Here is a 15,615-nt window from a genome sequence, read left to right as displayed (position 1 = left end):
GACTTACTTCTGGCTTTTAACACAAAAAAAAAGACAAATAAATTAAGAACTAATTTACTTGTCTTTCTCGTACTAAAACATTAAACTAAAAACTAAAGTTTTAAATACATCTTGTAGCTGTAAAAGAATGTCACATATCTGTTGCCGGTTTCCCTTTCTGTACCGAAACTATATTGTCCGTTTTTTTCAAATCGTCTTTCTTATCTTCGGAATCCTCCTGAGAAAACAACAATGTAGCAAACATGAGTACGGCTACGCTTAGCAGTAACTTCTTCATTTTACAAATAATTGATTAATAGCACTGTAAATGTAACAAATTATGTTTCCACTTGTAAATGATTCACAGCTTTTTTATCACCAATAATCAATAATTTCGATAATTCGTAAAATACTAAGACGAAATGCATTTTAATAAGCTTTTAAGTACGTAGTATTACTTACAGCCCTATACCTTAAGACACGTTACCTTAATTATAAAATTCACTAAATCAACTACTTAACAAACAATAATTCACGGTATTTTGTTAATGGCCACAACTCGTCATCAACCAATAATTCCAATTTATCGCAATGATATCTTACCTCATCAAACATTGGTTTTACGGTGTTGCAATAGGCTGTAGCCTTCTTATCTACCACTTGGATTTTATTGGCTTCTTTTCTTACCTCAATCATCTTTGTTACATTGAAATTGATAGACTCGATATGCCCAGAAATCTCCTTAATAAGATTCAATTGTTCCTTTGCCAATTCCTTAAACTCCGCTCCAAAAATTTCCTTTAAACCTTTCACATTCTCTATCAATATATTTTGATAGCGAACTGCCGTTGGTACGACATGGTTTCTGGCAATATCGCCTAGCACGCGGCCTTCTATTTGAATGCGATGAATGTAGTCTTCCATCTCTATTTCATACCTAGCCTGAGCTTCTACCTTATTCATCACCCCCAAATTCTCAAACAATTCAATCACTTTTGGGGATACTTTTACCTTCAAAGCTTCAGGTGTAGTTTTATTATTGCTCAACTTACGCTTTTTGGCTTCCTTTTCCCATGCTTCGCTATAGCCATTCCCTTCAAATAGTATGTTCTTTGAAATTTTGATATACTCTCTCAAAACATTAAAAATAGCTTCGTCCTTTTTAAGGTTCTTTTTATCAATCAACACATCCACTTCTTCCTTAAAATCCATCAACTGCTTAGCCACAATACTATTTAATACCGTCATAGGGTTAGCGCAATTAGCCTTTGAACCTACTGCCCGGAACTCAAATTTATTCCCAGTAAAGGCAAAAGGCGACGTTCTATTCCTATCTGTATTATCCAATAATATTTCCGGGATTTTACCAACCACATTCAACTTTAAATCCGTCTTTTCTGCAGGAGACAATTTACCGTCCGTAACATTCTCCAATTCATTAAGGACGCTGCTTAACTGCTGACCAATAAATACCGACATAATGGCTGGAGGTGCCTCATTAGCCCCTAGCCTGTGATCGTTACTAGCCGAAGCCACCGCCGCCCGAAGTAATTCCTCATTATCATGTACCGCTTTTATGGTATTGATAAAAAAGGCTAAAAACTGAAGGTTGCTCATAGGCGTTTTTCCTGGACTTAACAAATTCACCCCCGTATCGGTACTTAAACTCCAATTGTTATGTTTCCCAGATCCATTAACTCCCTTAAAAGGCTTTTCATGAAATAACACCTTAAAATGGTGTCGTTCGGCTACCTTGTTCATAACATCCATTAATAAAGAGTTATGATCTACCGCCAAATTGGCCTCATCAAATATAGGCGCCAACTCAAATTGGTTTGGAGCAACTTCGTTATGGCGTGTCTTCACAGGAATCCCCAAAAGCATGCATTCATTTTCCAAATCACGCATATAAGCCATCGCCCTATTGGGAATGGTCCCAAAATAATGATCATCCAACTGTTGCCCCTTCGCGGCAGAATGTCCCAACAAAGTTCTTCCTGTAAGTACTATATCAGGTCTGGAAGCCGCCAAGCCACTATCTATTAAAAAGTATTCCTGCTCCCATCCTAAGGAAGCATTTACCTTCCTTACATTTTTATCAAAATATTTACAGACTGCCACTGCTGCATTATCCACTGCCTGTAAAGCTCTTAATAAAGGCGTTTTATAATCCAAAGCCTCACCTGTATAGGCTACAAAAACCGTAGGAATACATAAAGTGGTCTCATATATAAATGCCGGAGATGTAGGATCCCAAGCGGTGTACCCTCTAGCCTCAAAAGTATTTCTAATACCACCATGCGGAAAACTTGACGCATCGGGTTCTTGTTGCACCAACTGGCCTCCATCAAATTTTTCAATGGCAACACCCCCGCCTACAGGCTCAAAAAAGGCATCATGCTTTTCGGCGGTAGCTCCCGTTAAAGGCTGGAACCAATGTGTATAATGAGTAGCCCCCTTAGAAATGGCCCATTCCTTCATTCCTGCAGCTATATGATCCGCAATAGTCCTATCTATTTTAAAACCAAATCTATTGGCATCCATAACACTATTACAAGCCTCTTTGGTTAAATACTGGCGCATGGCCACTTCATTAAAAACCTTTGAACCAAAAATGGCAGAGCGGCGCTCTTTAAAATCCATTTTCAAGGGCACTCTATCAAAAGACTCCTTGACAGCATGAAATCGTAATGTTGACATATTTAAATATTTAGACCACAAAAATAGCGGGTAAGCCCATTTCGGTAAAAGCAATTTCACCTAAATTATTAACAAAATCGCATTTTTACCCCTAAAAAAGCACCCGTTTTAAAAATAACCCTAAAAAAAACAGGGCTTAATTAAAAAAAAGAATACCTGTTAATAAATTACCCCCTAAAAAAAGGCAGTTAATATCAAATCATTTATATTTGCCCTATTAATTGATAATATTTTTATACAATGGCAAAATCTAAACTTGAGTACATTTGGCTAGATGGTTATTACCCTACTCAAAACATGAGAAGTAAAACTAAAGTCGAAGAAGATTTTAGTGGTAAATTAGAAGACTGTCCTATTTGGTCTTTTGATGGAAGTTCAACAAAACAAGCTGAAGGCGGATCTTCTGACTGCCTTTTAAAGCCGGTTGCTATTTACCCTGACCCAGCAAGAAAAGACGGGTACTTGGTAATGACAGAGGTTTTAAACGCTGATGGAACTCCTCACGAATCAAACGGAAGAGCTACCATTGATGATGATGACAACGATTTCTGGTTCGGATTCGAACAAGAATATTTCATCATGGACACTCATACTCAATTGCCATTAGGATTCCCTATTGGAGGTTACCCTGGTCCTCAAGGAATGTACTACTGTTCTGTAGGTGGAAGAAACACTCACGGAAGAGATATCGTTGAAGAACATGCTGACTTATGTATTGAGGCTGGTTTGAACTTTGAAGGGATCAACCAAGAAGTTGCCTGTGGACAATGGGAATTCCAATTGTTTGCAAAAGGCGCTAAAAAAGCTGGAGATGAGATTTGGATTGCTCGTTACCTATTGGATCGTTTGACTGAAAAATACGGTTACTATATTGAATACCACCCTAAACCAGTAAAAGGTGATTGGAATGGTTCGGGAATGCATGCCAACTTCTCTAACTCTGTTTTAAGAACTTGTGGAGACAAAGAAACTTATATGAAAATTTGTGAAGCGTTCCGTCCTGTTGTTGATGAGCACATTGCTGTTTACGGAGAGTTTAACGACGAGCGTTTGACTGGTAAGCACGAAACCGCTTCTATCAATGACTTTAGCTATGGAGTTTCCGATAGAGGTGCTTCAATTAGAATTCCTATTATTACCGTTGAAAGAGGTTGGAAAGGATGGTTGGAAGATCGTCGTCCAGCATCTAACGGAGACCCATACAAGATTGCCGGTAGAATTGTGAAGACAGTAAAATCTGCAGTATTGGATTAAATTTGTTCATAATTACATAAATGATCAAAAGCTTACATTAATTTGTAAGCTTTTGTTTTTTATGCCTACGTTTGGCCTTAATTTGAATAAAAATTAAAAAATGAGAGAACAAATATCAGTTGATAAAGCAATAAAAAGAGGACATCTTATTGTAAATGTTCCTGTATTTATTGCAATTTCTGGTTGTCCTTCTTTAGCATTTTACTTATCTAAACAGAACTTAATTCCTGATTGGGGAACAGAATTGGATTTATTTTAGCCTGGTTAATTTGGAGTTTTATGATTACCAAGTGGAGAATTTGGGCTTTTGAGAACGTTAGAAATGTTCACGAATTAAAAAAAAGAGCTATCCAAGAAAAATTGATTTGGAACGACGGAAAGGTTTTTGAAAAAACTGAAATTAGAACCAGTGAGGATAGAAGAAAACTCAAAAAGCTTGAAAAGAAATTTGAGTTAGAAGATGAATATAGAGAAGATTATTCCCTTCCTCCAAAAATGGAAATTTACTATTCAAAATCATATACCTACTTCGAACTTGGTTTTTCAATTTTAATAATTGGTGTTGGATTTTACTTTTTCACCAAAGGAACTAACAAACCATATATCTTAGGTGCAATAATGACAGTAATCGGCCTTTATAGCTCAGTAAAAGAATCCAAGAAAGCTTTTAACAACAAACCACAAATAATTATTGATTCTAAAGGAATTCAGACCAAAAATGTCAATTTTAAAAATTGGTCAAGTATAGAACGTGAAGAAGTTATTCAAGAAGGTTACGGAAAGTCATCAAAATCCTATCTTATTTATTTCTATGATAATGACGAGTATGAAAAAGTTGAAATTGCCTCTCTAAATGTTACACACAGAGAATTAGAAAACATAATAAGACCGTACAGAAAACGCCATATTAAAATTCCTCACGACCGAACAGATAAATACACAAACACCAAATAGGCACCAAACAACACCATCCCTTTTAACCTACCTATTTCATATCGTTTTGGAGTAAATACCATAGGAATTAAAATAGCCGCAAAACCTATCATCCAGAAAATATTTGTAGAGAGAATTTCAGGTGTTTCAGGATTTACTGAAATAGGCTTTATAATAGCAGTCAATCCCAAAACCGAAGCAATATTAAAAATATTGGACCCTATTAAATTCCCCAAAGAAATAGCCTTCTCCTTTTTTAATGCCGCAATTACAGAAGCGGCCAATTCAGGCACGCTGGTCCCAACGGCAATCACAGTTACCGATATAGCATATTCGCTCACCCCAACGGCTGAAGCCAGTTCTTTGGCTCCTCTTACCAACCATTCACTTCCAAAATACAGGGCAGCAGCACCAATCAACAGCCAAACAACAATCTTGAAATTAGAAGTTTCCTGAAGGGCATCGTCCACTTCTTCCGAAAGGTCTACCTTGATCTTTTTTCTGGAATTTCTAATCATGATGAACAAAAAGACAGACAATGCCAGCATAAAAAACACACCTTCCCACACACTCAACAACATATCCTGCTTTAAAAAAGCATACAAGAGCATGGACAAAATCATCATCATAGGCCAATTAAGCCTATAAAAATCCCTATCAACCACTAACGGCGAAATAAAAGCCGTAACCCCTAATACCAAACCAATATTGGCAATATTGGACCCGATGACATTCCCAAGAGAAATATCCGAAGAGCCTTCCAAAGCAGCCTGCAAACTCACCAATAGCTCTGGTGCCGAGGTAGCAAAGGACACTACCGTCATACCAATCACCAATTTTGACAACTTCAACTTAAAGGATAATGCTACAGACGATCTTACTAAAAACTCTCCACCAACCACAAGCAGCAATAGTCCCAATACCACCCAAACAATGCTCATCATAAATTATTTTTTTGCGAATATAGCCAACAATCGAGAGATAAGCCTTGTATTTTTTGCAATTGTTAACATTGGAGGCCAGAGCAGTTTAAAGTTTCGTTAAACTCCAACAAAGCATTGAATTTTGCTTTAATTTTGATAGAGAACTTTTAAATATTTACACAATGAAAACGCTAATTTCCAAACTCGGATTAGGCATTGTGCTCAGCGGCGTTCTAAGTCTAATCCCCTTAAATTATCAAGCCCAGAACCAACAAGATCAAACTCCCGATTACTCTATTACCATCGACAGTAAGACCACTCCACAAAACATCGAAGACATTAAAAAAATGTTGGACAACCACCAAATCACGGCAAACTTTTCCAACATCGAACGTAACAGTAGCGGTGACCTTACAGGAATTAAAATTGAGCTTACCGACGAAAATGGCAACCAAACCGTAAGCCGAATTTCCAGCAACTACCCTATCCACAAACTCTCTTTTGGCAAAAAGGACGGAAACCTCTTCATTTCGCAAGACGCATTAGGCTTTAGGGATCTTGCATTGATTGACCCTTCTATTTTCAACCAAGACCAGGATTCTATTTTTGGACAGAGTTTCAGTGGTTTCAATCAATTCAATTTAGATGATTTTTTCAACAATGAAGACCAAGCATTCTTTTTAAATGGTGAATCTTTTTCTTTTGAAGACCTAAAACAAGAACTGGAAGAACAGATGAAGCAAATGGAAAACCAAGGCGACATGTTTTCACAATATCTATATGAAGACAATTCCCAAAAGTTCCACTTCATAGACGATCCTGACACTGAAAAACTCATCATCATCGATGGAACGGAAAGTGATTTTGAGACCTTGAATGATTTGGCTGAAAATCACAAAATCAAATCGGTTGACCACTTAAAACCTAATACAGCAACCATTATTTATGGCAAAAAAGCCAAAGATGGCGCCATAATTGTCACTACCAAGAAATAATAATCTCCCATAAATTTAATAGACTGCACGCCATACGGCGTGTTTTTTTTTAATACAAAACTAAAAAAATAGTTAAAAAACTAGTAATACAGTTGTATAACTATAAAAATAGTTATAAGTTTGAACAACCTATAATTCTTTCATCATGCAAAAGTTAACGAACAAAGAAGAGGAGATCATGCACATTTTATGGAAGCTTGAAAAGGCTTTTGTAAAAGATGTCCTTGCCGAAATAAAAGAAGACAAACCGCATTATAACACCCTTTCAACCATTATAAGAAATCTTGAGGAAAAAGGATATGTTAGCTATCAAGCCTACGGCAAAACCCACCAATACTTCCCCATTGTAAGCAAAGAAGATTACAAAAAGAAATTTATGAATACAGCCATTGAAAACTATTTCAATAATTCCTATAAAAATGTGGTGTCGTTTTTTGCCAAGGAAGAAAAGATTAGTGTTGAAGAGTTGAAAGAGATCATTTCCCTAATCGAAAACAAATCATGATTATGGAATATTTATTGAAATCATCGGCTATCATCATCCTATTCTATGCTTGTTATAAATTATTTCTGCAAAAGGAAACCTTTTTTCAATCCAACCGAGCATTCTTAATTTTAGGATTGGTCTTGGCTGCTATATTCCCTTTAATCATTATTCCTATTTACATGGAATATACGCCTGCACCCGTGACGGCCAATTTCACTTTAAACCAGTTGGCTCAACCTGAAATGGAAGATGCCTGGGAACTAACAGATTTGTTGCCTTGGATATATGGTCTTGGAGTAATATTCTTTTTATCTAAACTCCTGTTTGAAATCACCTCCCTCTTCCTTCTTTTGAAAAAACATCGAAAACAAGCTTTTGGCAAATACATCTTTATTGAAACTAACAAAAATCTAACGCCATTTTCATTTTTCAACCATATTGTTTACAACCCCACCCAATTTACCAAAAGTGAACTCCAACATATCATCAACCACGAAAAAGTGCACGCACAACAACTGCACTCTATAGATGTACTGCTCATTCAATTGGCTACGGCCTTACTTTGGTTTAATCCGTTTATATGGCTCTACAAGAAAGCCCTCTCTCAAAACCTAGAGTTTATTGCCGATGGTAACGCTCAACAACATGCCAATAGTGAAAAGAGCTATCAAATGCTATTGCTAAAAACCTCAACTTCTAATCATCAATTGGCCTTGGCCAACAATTTTTATACATCATTAATCAAAAAACGAATCGTTATGTTACACAAATCCAAATCACACAAAATAAAGGCTTGGAAATACAGTTTGATACTGCCTATCCTAGCTTGGTTTTTAATGAGCTTCCATACCAAGACCGTGCTTGTTGAAGCCAACGCAAACAATGAGCTGCTCCCCAATGTTCCTGAAACAGCAACTACTCTTAAAGGAGCTCCAGAAACTACCGAACTTAAAATTATCATCACCAAAGATTTCTCTGAAAAGGAATTTGAAGCAGTTAAAGCTGCAGCAAAAAAAGAAGGCGTAACGCTTAGTTTCAGCAACATTAAACGCAATGACAAAGGGGAAATCATAGCCATTTCTGCCGAGGCCAAAACTGAAAAGGGATCTAGCAACTTCAACCTTAATGGTACAGAACCCATCAAACCTTTTGTGTTCAACTATAACGAGAAAGGTTTTAGTTTTGGAACAGTATCTACAATGGGAGAAGCGCAAGCTTCAACCATTTCAGGAGAAGACAAAAACATTTACTTCGTAACCAGAGACACACTAAAAGAAGGAACTCCTACCAAAATCATCATTAATAAGCAAAATATAACAACAGGAAACAATGATGTCTACTTTTCTCCAGAAGACAGCGACTCTATTTACATTGTTAAAGATATTTCAAAAGCAATTTGGACAGATAAAAATGGGAAAACAGTGGATATTCATGCCTACCATAACGACCAAGTAGCCACAACAATGAAATTGAAAAGCTCAGACAACATCCTTTACATAATAGACGGAAAAAAGGCCACTGCAACAGAATTACACAACATTGCACCCAACGCCATAGAGTCTGTAAACGTATATAAAGACAATAAGGCTATTGAATTATATGGCGCAGAAGGAAAAGAAGGGGTCATTATCATTAACACTAAAGGCAATAATACTTGGACTACAGATGACGGCTCTAGTATCGTTATCAGGAACACATCAGGAAACAAAACTTATGAAATTAGAAATAATGAGTGCTACGCCCCCTTTGAAATCTCAAAAGAAACTTCAGACTCTGCATTAGAAGCACATAAAGAAGCTTTAGCTCAAAAAAACGTGACAGTAAAATACTCCAAACTAAAACGCAATAAGGCAGGAGAGATTGTCAAATTGAAAATATCACTGAACAACAATAACAACAAAAAGTCAAGTGCCACTTTTGAAGATCCCGATGGCATTCCAAACATTGTCTTTGGAAAATACGATGATAATGTTTTTGTAAAATCAATTAACTAGCAAAAAAATGCCCAACTAAATAGTTGGGCATTTTTTGTTAAAAAGACCTTCTTTCATTTTCAAAAACAAAACCTTTTAAATTCTCCTTTTTGATTCTTTCGGAATTCTCAAAAAAGATGAATTCCTTAAAAAACGCCCCTTTCCCTTCCTCAACTTCCCTAGGATTTCAAAAACACCTTCAAAACACCCCTAGAATTATTACAGTTTAAAACATAAAACAAACTTAAGACTTACATTTAAAAACATATTTGAAGACATAAGTATTTCAATTTGGAATACCTACTATTTTTTTACTTATAAATTAGAAGTCAATTTCATTAATTTCCTTAAAAATGCTTGGAAATAAGGTGTTCCTCCTGATATCTTTAAAAAACAATCAAGAATTTAATCTATTTATTAACCCTTAAAACCATAACACCATGATCACTCTTGCTAAAATATTAATCGATTTAATATTCTCTATCAGATAACCATTTGGACCTTTTTAAGTAAAACTTAGTTCTAGAATAAGTTTTACTATTTTTAAGTTCTCAATATCTTAGCGAGATGAAAAAACACCTTTTTAAGAGCATCGCAAAACTGAATAAACGCTTACTGCCAAGTTTCAGCAAACAACAGTTAGACCTTAGCAAAGCCAACAAACTTCAAATGGCTATTATTGGTTGGCGTGCCTACATCACCAAAAATGCTTTGGACTGATCTTTCTGACATTCTTAAAACCTGTCAAGAATCACTATTTTCTTCCACAAAAACACACCAAACCCCAATAAAACACTATAAACCAAAATCTTAAACTTCCATTTTCATATCATACATTCTGAATTAATCAAGTAAACAATTACGTAGTAATGGGTATATTTTCTAACAACATAGAACCGTAGTTTTATACAAAACGTTAGATAAATCGTAATTAACCTTTATTTAACATTTGTAAGATATATCGTATTTAATTATTGATTTTATTTATACTAGAGGTTTATCGTTTTACCTAAAAAACATAAATACTTAAAAATAAAATACTTACCCCAAACCACCTGCACTCCCTACTTAAAATAGGTAACGATTCTTGCCCTGAATCTGCCATTTTCTACACCTCCATGTTATAGTGACCCTATATAACTATGGCTATCGATTCATTTATTAATCCTTAATTATTTATTCATGGACAAATCCATTACGCAAGGTGCGTTTAACCAACCACCAACCAAAACTCCCAAACCCTTTTTCCGTTCGCTAACCTACCTGCTCCTTATTTGGTTATTAACGTCTACTTCGGCATTAATGGCTCAAACCAACATTACCATTAAACTATTGGACAGTGGAGAGAACCCATTACCAGATGGAAGCTCTGCAATCTTAAAAGTCTATGACTCTGGCTGGTCCACAGTTGACACGAACAACGGGAATGGAGAGTTTAGCTATACAACGTCATCTACAAGCGTTATTTTTAAAATGTACTACAATAAAGGGGTGCAATCCATCAATACCGCTGTTACGAGTGCTTCGCAAGAGGTTATTTTTAATACTGTAACTGTAACTCCTTCATTAGAAGATTCTAACGGCGTTACATTATCAGGTGGCCAAGTAAAACATTATCAAAATGGATGGTCTGGACTTTACGATTCCAATACTCCTCAAGAATTACTTCCTGGGAATTATACCTTTACAACCTATTACAACAAAGGTGTACAAAACATGTCCAGCGTAGCAGTTTCTGGAGATGAACAAGAAGTACTCTTTAAAACAGTATCTGTTACACCTAGCTTAAAAACCTCCACTGGAGCTACCTTAACAGGAGGTCAAGTTAAGCATTACCAAAATGGATGGTCTGCACTTTACACTTCTAACGAAGACACCTCTGAATTACTCCCCGGGAATTATACCTTTACAACCTACTACAACAATGGAGTACAAAGCATGTCTGGAGTTGCAATTTCCGGTAATGCTCAAGAGGTTCCTTTTGTTACTGTTAGTGTAATACCTACCCTTAAGAACTCAGACGGAGAAGAGTTAACAGATGGAGAGGTAAAACACTATCAAAACGGATGGTCTGGCTTGTATGACTCAAATAATACTGTAAACCCTCAAGAATTACTACCAGGAACTTATACATTTAGAACCTACTACAATAAAGGAGTGCAAAGCATCTCAGGCGTTACAATTTCTGGAATTGAACAAGAGGTCGATTTTGAAACTATAACTGTAACCCCCAAATTATTGGCCTGCGATAATACCACTGAGGTAGAAGGTGGCCAAGTAAAACATTACCAAAATGGATGGTCTGGGCTTTACCCTAACAACTCTTCTACAGAGCTACTACCAGGAACTTATACTTTTAGAACCTATTTTAACCACGGGGTTGAATCACAAAACGGTATTGATATTACTACAAACAGCACACCAACTTTTACCGCTGTTGAATTGGACATTAATTTTGACGGCCTAGTGAAATTCTATCAAAATGGATGGGGCACCTACACCAATCCAAGCTACCTTCTAACAGGTGACTATATTTTCAAATTCGGTAACATAAGTATCCCGGGGATTACTATTGACTGTAATACTGAAATAGGAGACGTATACCTGTTTAAAACCGTAAAAGCCGATGGTAGCCCACTACCTAACGTCAATATTAAACGTAATAATTATGGGACTAACTATGTTAACGTTGGTACAACTGATGAAAATGGAAATCTTTATGTTTTAAACGCTGATTTTGAAGGCTCATGGAAATTCCGTGCCAGTAAAGACTACTCTAACCAATATATTATTACTGGTCCAGATTATATTTTATTCCAAACCGCAAAGTATACTGCCCATGTGAAGAAAACAGACGGCTCAGATTTTGAAGGTATTGAAACGGAATACAACGATTATGGTACTCACTGGATAGACTTGGATTCTCAATACACTGATGCCAATGGTAATGCCAGCATTGAACTTTTCCCTGGTGATTTTAAGTTTAGAGCAAAAAAGAATTACTCTGTACAGGAAAATACACTGGAGTTGACAAGTTCTGGAGCAATGGGAACAGTAGAGTTCCAAACTTCAACATTTACCACTCATGTAAAAAAACATGATGGGGCTAATTTTGATGGCATAGAAACTGAGTACAACGACTACGGTACACATTGGATAGACCTTGACTCTCAATACACCGATGCTAATGGTAATGCGAGTATAGAGCTTTTCCCTGGCGACTTTAAGTTCAGAGCTAAAAAGAACTATTCTGTTCAGGAAAACACGTTGAACATACCAACATCAGGAAGTACGGATTTGGTAGAGTTCCAAACAGCATTGGCCGTTGCTCATCTAGAAGACTGTGACACCAACATGCCTATTGAAGGTATTGAAGTAGAATACAACGACTACGGTACTCACTGGATCGATTTAGATCCACAATCTACAGGAGTTGATGGTAATGCTTCTATTGAATTGTTCCCAGGAACTTATGACCTTAGAGCTAAGAATATTTACACTTTCGAAACCAAATCAATTATATTGGCTGACCCTTCCGTAAATACTTCTACCACGGTTGAATTCTACCCAACTCGAGTTTGCTTTAACTCCGATATGGTAAAATACAATGATTATGGTACCCATTGGTTAACCTTACCATGTAACACCTATATGTTCCCTGGCACTTACGATTTCAGATTCTATAACAATGGTAACCTTGACCTAGAAACGTCTGTAGCCATTAGTGGATGTGCCCAAGAGCAAGCGCCTATTTTTGTACAACTTCTGGATAGCGAAGACAATGGCTTGGCCAATGCCCAATTTGAATACCGTTTTGGTTACGGAAGCTACACTACCATAGGCACTGATGCCACAGGCAACGGTATTTGGACTTTTATCGATGGTAACCCAAGTTATACCAAGGTAAATGTTAGCTATAAAGGTTCCTCAAAAGAAATCCAACAGAATGTTCAGAGCAACCCCATGTTTATTTTCAACACCGTAAAAGTGACTGCTGATCTTGAGACTTCGCTTTTTGATGATATCACTAACGATGCTGATGATTGGCAATACAGATTTGGCTATGGCCCGTACACTTCTTTCGACCCTACGACAGGAGAGGAACTGTTACCTGGAAATACCAAAGTGAAAGTTTCTCATAAAGGAACATCTAAGGAAATACAGCAAAACACTAGTTCGACTGCTCATTTTGATTTCAGCACTGTAAAAGTGAATGCCAGCCTATTTGAGTCTAATCTTACCACTGATATTACTGAAAATGCTTCTTTTGAATACAGATTTGGTTATGATTCTTATTCAACTTTAGATCCTGTAAATGGAGAAGAGTTATTACCAGGTGATACCAAAGTAAAAGTTTCTCATAAAGGAACTTCTAAGGAAATACAACAAAACACTGGTGCAGATGCTAGTTTTGACTTCAATACTGTAAAAGTAACCGCTAGCCTTGTAGAGTCTAATCCTGATAATGATATCACTGCAGATGCTACATGGCAATACAGATTTGGCTATGGCTCATACACATCTTTCAACCCTATAGATGGAGAGGAATTATTGTCAGGAAACACCAAAGTGCAAGTTTCTTACAAGGGAACCTCTAAGGAAATGCAACAAAACACTGGTGCTGATGCTAGTTTTGACTTCCAAACAGTGCTAGCTACTGCAAATTTATGTGGTGGGACATCCGGTACATATGTATACCGTTACGGATATGGACCTTATATGCCTTTTAATCCTAGCGGTGAGGAGCTACTACCTGTAACCACCAAAGTAAAAGCAACCAATGATGTTGGTACATCTCAAGAAAAGCAACAAAATATAGGTTCAGATTCATTCTTTGAATTTAGCTTTGATTGTGTAGCTCCATCAACGGCGGCTCCCCAAGTTAATGCTTTTGGCTCCCAAAATACGGTAAAATGCTACCCTAACCCAACCAGCGAATATGTAACCTTGGAAACAGATCACCCTGGTAATATTTTTATATTCAACCAAACAGGCTACCAAGTACATAAAGGAAAAGGTAAAACAATTGATGTGACCAACTATCCTGAAGGTTACTATTTTGTAAAAGCTGGTAATTATACTGGTAAATTCTACGTTAAGCACTAACTAGATAAAAAACTTTCTAAAAAAGCACCCTCTGATGGGTGCTTTTTTTATATGTTCCAGACAGCTAAAGTAAAATGAAAAAATTCCCTAAAAACTTAACATTGAAAGTAGCCTTTAAAGTTGCCCAGCTACAAATCATGGATTAATTTTACGTTTACAAAAAAAACGCCAACCATGGTACAGGATTTAGACACCAAGGAACTTTTGACTTCGTTCCTTTATGAACTTGACGATTACAGCTCGTTGGATTCCTTAAAATTTCTTGTGGAAGACAGTAGCGAGCACTATCACAGTTACCAAATTACCTATTGGACTGCCAATAAAGAACTCAAAACACTTTTGGTTGAAATAGACCTTCTTAAAGGAAAAATGTCGTTTGGCCCTTGGGGCGCATGCGCCATGGAGACAGTGAAGTTTTAGGTTGCCTCTTTTCAAAATTCCCCTTAAATCCTTTTCGTTTTAACGAAACAGAAAAAGGCACATCCCTAAGAATGCGCCTTCAGTAAAAAAATTCCCTAATGCAATTAACTAATAGCATGTCAAAAATAGGGTATGCTATAAAATATCTTTTACGGGTATCCGTAACATCGCTGTTTTTATTTTAGATTAACCCTAAGTCCTTCACAATAGCCACTAAATGAATGGCATTATTGGCATTAAATTGAATTCGAAGTCTATTGAGTCGTTTTTCAATGGAACTCAAACTATTGGGGTATACCTTAGCTTCCTTGAAAGATTTACTGATTTGATCCTGCGAATAGCCCAATGACAACTGCCGCATCAATTCAATATCAAAATCCTCAATCTCCATTTCTGATTTTTGGCTTAAGGCATGTGAAATCTCTTTGGAAAGGAATTGTCCTCCGTTAAAAACCTCATCCAAAGCCTGCTGTAACTCCAACAAACCTCTGCGCCCCTTACACACATAGGCATTGACACCATATTCCAACAACTGCCTAACAGTTTGCAACCTATCTTCTATGGAATAGACAATAATTTTAAGGTTTGGAAAATCCTGATGAATGGCCTTTACCAAACTTTCACCCGAAGTAAATTGCTGCTCCCTATGGTCTGCCTTAAAAGAAAGATCTGTAATCAACAATTCAAAGGGCTCACCATCCATTTTGGCCTTTTTGAGTTTTAGATAAGCTTCATCACAATATTGGGCCTGAACCACATTGGAAACCTTTAAAGTTTGCAATACCGAGGCCACACCTTGATTGATACTTCCTAAGTCGTCGACTATTAAAACTTTATTGAACATG

At 36.7% G+C, this 15,615-nt stretch carries 13 protein-coding genes; 9 read left to right on the top strand and 4 right to left on the bottom strand.

Annotated features, from left to right (window positions below; all coding sequences use genetic code 11):
- Nucleotides 1-130: 130 nt before the first annotated feature.
- On the bottom strand, nt 131-277 hold the full coding sequence (locus tag AC6I5C_RS09720; protein ID WP_157503042.1) for a hypothetical protein: 147 nt from the start codon (nt 275-277) through the stop codon (nt 131-133).
- A 215-nt stretch (nt 278-492) separates the two neighbouring features.
- On the bottom strand, nt 493-2,679 hold the full coding sequence (locus AC6I5C_RS09715) for a glutamine synthetase III family protein (protein ID WP_497904986.1): 2,187 nt from the start codon (nt 2,677-2,679) through the stop codon (nt 493-495).
- A 240-nt stretch (nt 2,680-2,919) separates the two neighbouring features.
- Here AC6I5C_RS09715 and AC6I5C_RS09710 point away from each other — a divergent pair, with 240 nt between their 5' ends.
- The 3 genes from AC6I5C_RS09710 (at nt 2,920) to AC6I5C_RS09700 (ending at nt 4,887) form a co-directional block, all read left to right on the top strand.
- A complete protein-coding gene (locus tag AC6I5C_RS09710) occupies nt 2,920-3,933 on the top strand; it encodes a glutamine synthetase beta-grasp domain-containing protein (RefSeq protein ID WP_497904985.1) in 1,014 nt (337 codons plus the stop codon).
- Between the two features lie 100 nt (nt 3,934-4,033).
- Entirely contained in the window at nt 4,034-4,192 is a 159-nt protein-coding gene (locus tag AC6I5C_RS09705; protein WP_497904984.1) for a hypothetical protein, read from the top strand.
- A 20-nt stretch (nt 4,193-4,212) separates the two neighbouring features.
- Nucleotides 4,213-4,887, top strand: coding sequence for a hypothetical protein (locus tag AC6I5C_RS09700; RefSeq protein WP_497904983.1), 675 nt, complete (start codon nt 4,213-4,215; stop codon nt 4,885-4,887).
- On the opposite strand, the gene AC6I5C_RS09695 is transcribed toward AC6I5C_RS09700, so the two are convergent.
- Nucleotides 4,851-5,807, bottom strand: coding sequence for a calcium/sodium antiporter (locus tag AC6I5C_RS09695; RefSeq protein WP_497905204.1), 957 nt, complete (start codon nt 5,805-5,807; stop codon nt 4,851-4,853). The genes AC6I5C_RS09700 and AC6I5C_RS09695 overlap by 37 nt on opposite strands.
- Before the next feature lie 164 nt (nt 5,808-5,971).
- On the opposite strand from AC6I5C_RS09695, the gene AC6I5C_RS09690 reads away from it, so the two are divergent.
- The 6 genes from AC6I5C_RS09690 to AC6I5C_RS09665 all read left to right on the top strand — a co-directional run bounded on the left by AC6I5C_RS09690 (nt 5,972) and on the right by AC6I5C_RS09665 (nt 14,770).
- Nucleotides 5,972-6,784, top strand: a complete 813-nt coding sequence (locus AC6I5C_RS09690) for a hypothetical protein (protein WP_497904982.1) — start codon at nt 5,972-5,974, stop codon at nt 6,782-6,784.
- A gap of 145 nt (nt 6,785-6,929) precedes the next feature.
- The gene (locus AC6I5C_RS09685) at nt 6,930-7,289 is read left to right on the top strand and encodes a BlaI/MecI/CopY family transcriptional regulator (protein WP_053975669.1); all 360 of its coding nucleotides are present in this window, start codon (nt 6,930-6,932) and stop codon (nt 7,287-7,289) included.
- Between the two features lie 2 nt (nt 7,290-7,291).
- Complete coding sequence (locus AC6I5C_RS09680) at nt 7,292-9,265, top strand: M56 family metallopeptidase (protein ID WP_497904981.1); 1,974 nt, start codon at nt 7,292-7,294, stop codon at nt 9,263-9,265.
- Between the two features lie 546 nt (nt 9,266-9,811).
- Nucleotides 9,812-9,964 (top strand): SsrA-binding protein, encoded by a 153-nt coding sequence (locus AC6I5C_RS09675; RefSeq protein ID WP_497904980.1) that lies wholly within the window; start codon nt 9,812-9,814, stop codon nt 9,962-9,964.
- Nucleotides 9,965-10,426: 462 nt separating this feature from the next.
- Nucleotides 10,427-14,350, top strand: a complete 3,924-nt coding sequence (locus AC6I5C_RS09670; RefSeq protein WP_497904979.1) for a T9SS type A sorting domain-containing protein — start codon at nt 10,427-10,429, stop codon at nt 14,348-14,350.
- Between the two features lie 174 nt (nt 14,351-14,524).
- Nucleotides 14,525-14,770: a hypothetical protein gene (locus AC6I5C_RS09665; protein ID WP_076664197.1), complete on the top strand. Its 246-nt coding sequence runs from the start codon at nt 14,525-14,527 to the stop codon at nt 14,768-14,770.
- A gap of 181 nt (nt 14,771-14,951) precedes the next feature.
- Here AC6I5C_RS09665 and AC6I5C_RS09660 read toward each other — a convergent pair whose 3' ends face one another.
- On the bottom strand, nt 14,952-15,614 hold the full coding sequence (locus AC6I5C_RS09660; RefSeq protein WP_497904978.1) for a response regulator: 663 nt from the start codon (nt 15,612-15,614) through the stop codon (nt 14,952-14,954).
- Nucleotide 15,615: the final 1 nt, after the last annotated feature.

The sequence above is a fragment of the Mangrovimonas sp. sgz306409 genome (assembly GCF_059735265.1).
Note: the sequence above shows the minus strand (reverse complement) of the source record. Positions and strands in the feature narration are given on the sequence as shown.

What these genes read in the sequence shown, in the direction of transcription:
- AC6I5C_RS09720 (WP_157503042.1), bottom strand. Translation starts at nt 277, where the DNA reads ATGAAGAAGTTACTGCTAAGCGTAGCCGTACTCATGTTTGCTACATTG.
- AC6I5C_RS09715 (WP_497904986.1), bottom strand. Translation starts at nt 2,679, where the DNA reads ATGTCAACATTACGATTTCATGCTGTCAAGGAGTCTTTTGATAGAGTG.
- AC6I5C_RS09710 (WP_497904985.1), top strand. Translation starts at nt 2,920, where the DNA reads ATGGCAAAATCTAAACTTGAGTACATTTGGCTAGATGGTTATTACCCT.
- AC6I5C_RS09705 (WP_497904984.1), top strand. Translation starts at nt 4,034, where the DNA reads ATGAGAGAACAAATATCAGTTGATAAAGCAATAAAAAGAGGACATCTT.
- AC6I5C_RS09700 (WP_497904983.1), top strand. Translation starts at nt 4,213, where the DNA reads ATGATTACCAAGTGGAGAATTTGGGCTTTTGAGAACGTTAGAAATGTT.
- AC6I5C_RS09695 (WP_497905204.1), bottom strand. Translation starts at nt 5,807, where the DNA reads ATGAGCATTGTTTGGGTGGTATTGGGACTATTGCTGCTTGTGGTTGGT.
- AC6I5C_RS09690 (WP_497904982.1), top strand. Translation starts at nt 5,972, where the DNA reads ATGAAAACGCTAATTTCCAAACTCGGATTAGGCATTGTGCTCAGCGGC.
- AC6I5C_RS09685 (WP_053975669.1), top strand. Translation starts at nt 6,930, where the DNA reads ATGCAAAAGTTAACGAACAAAGAAGAGGAGATCATGCACATTTTATGG.
- AC6I5C_RS09680 (WP_497904981.1), top strand. Translation starts at nt 7,292, where the DNA reads ATGGAATATTTATTGAAATCATCGGCTATCATCATCCTATTCTATGCT.
- AC6I5C_RS09675 (WP_497904980.1), top strand. Translation starts at nt 9,812, where the DNA reads ATGAAAAAACACCTTTTTAAGAGCATCGCAAAACTGAATAAACGCTTA.
- AC6I5C_RS09670 (WP_497904979.1), top strand. Translation starts at nt 10,427, where the DNA reads ATGGACAAATCCATTACGCAAGGTGCGTTTAACCAACCACCAACCAAA.
- AC6I5C_RS09665 (WP_076664197.1), top strand. Translation starts at nt 14,525, where the DNA reads ATGGTACAGGATTTAGACACCAAGGAACTTTTGACTTCGTTCCTTTAT.
- AC6I5C_RS09660 (WP_497904978.1), bottom strand. Translation starts at nt 15,614, where the DNA reads ATGTTCAATAAAGTTTTAATAGTCGACGACTTAGGAAGTATCAATCAA.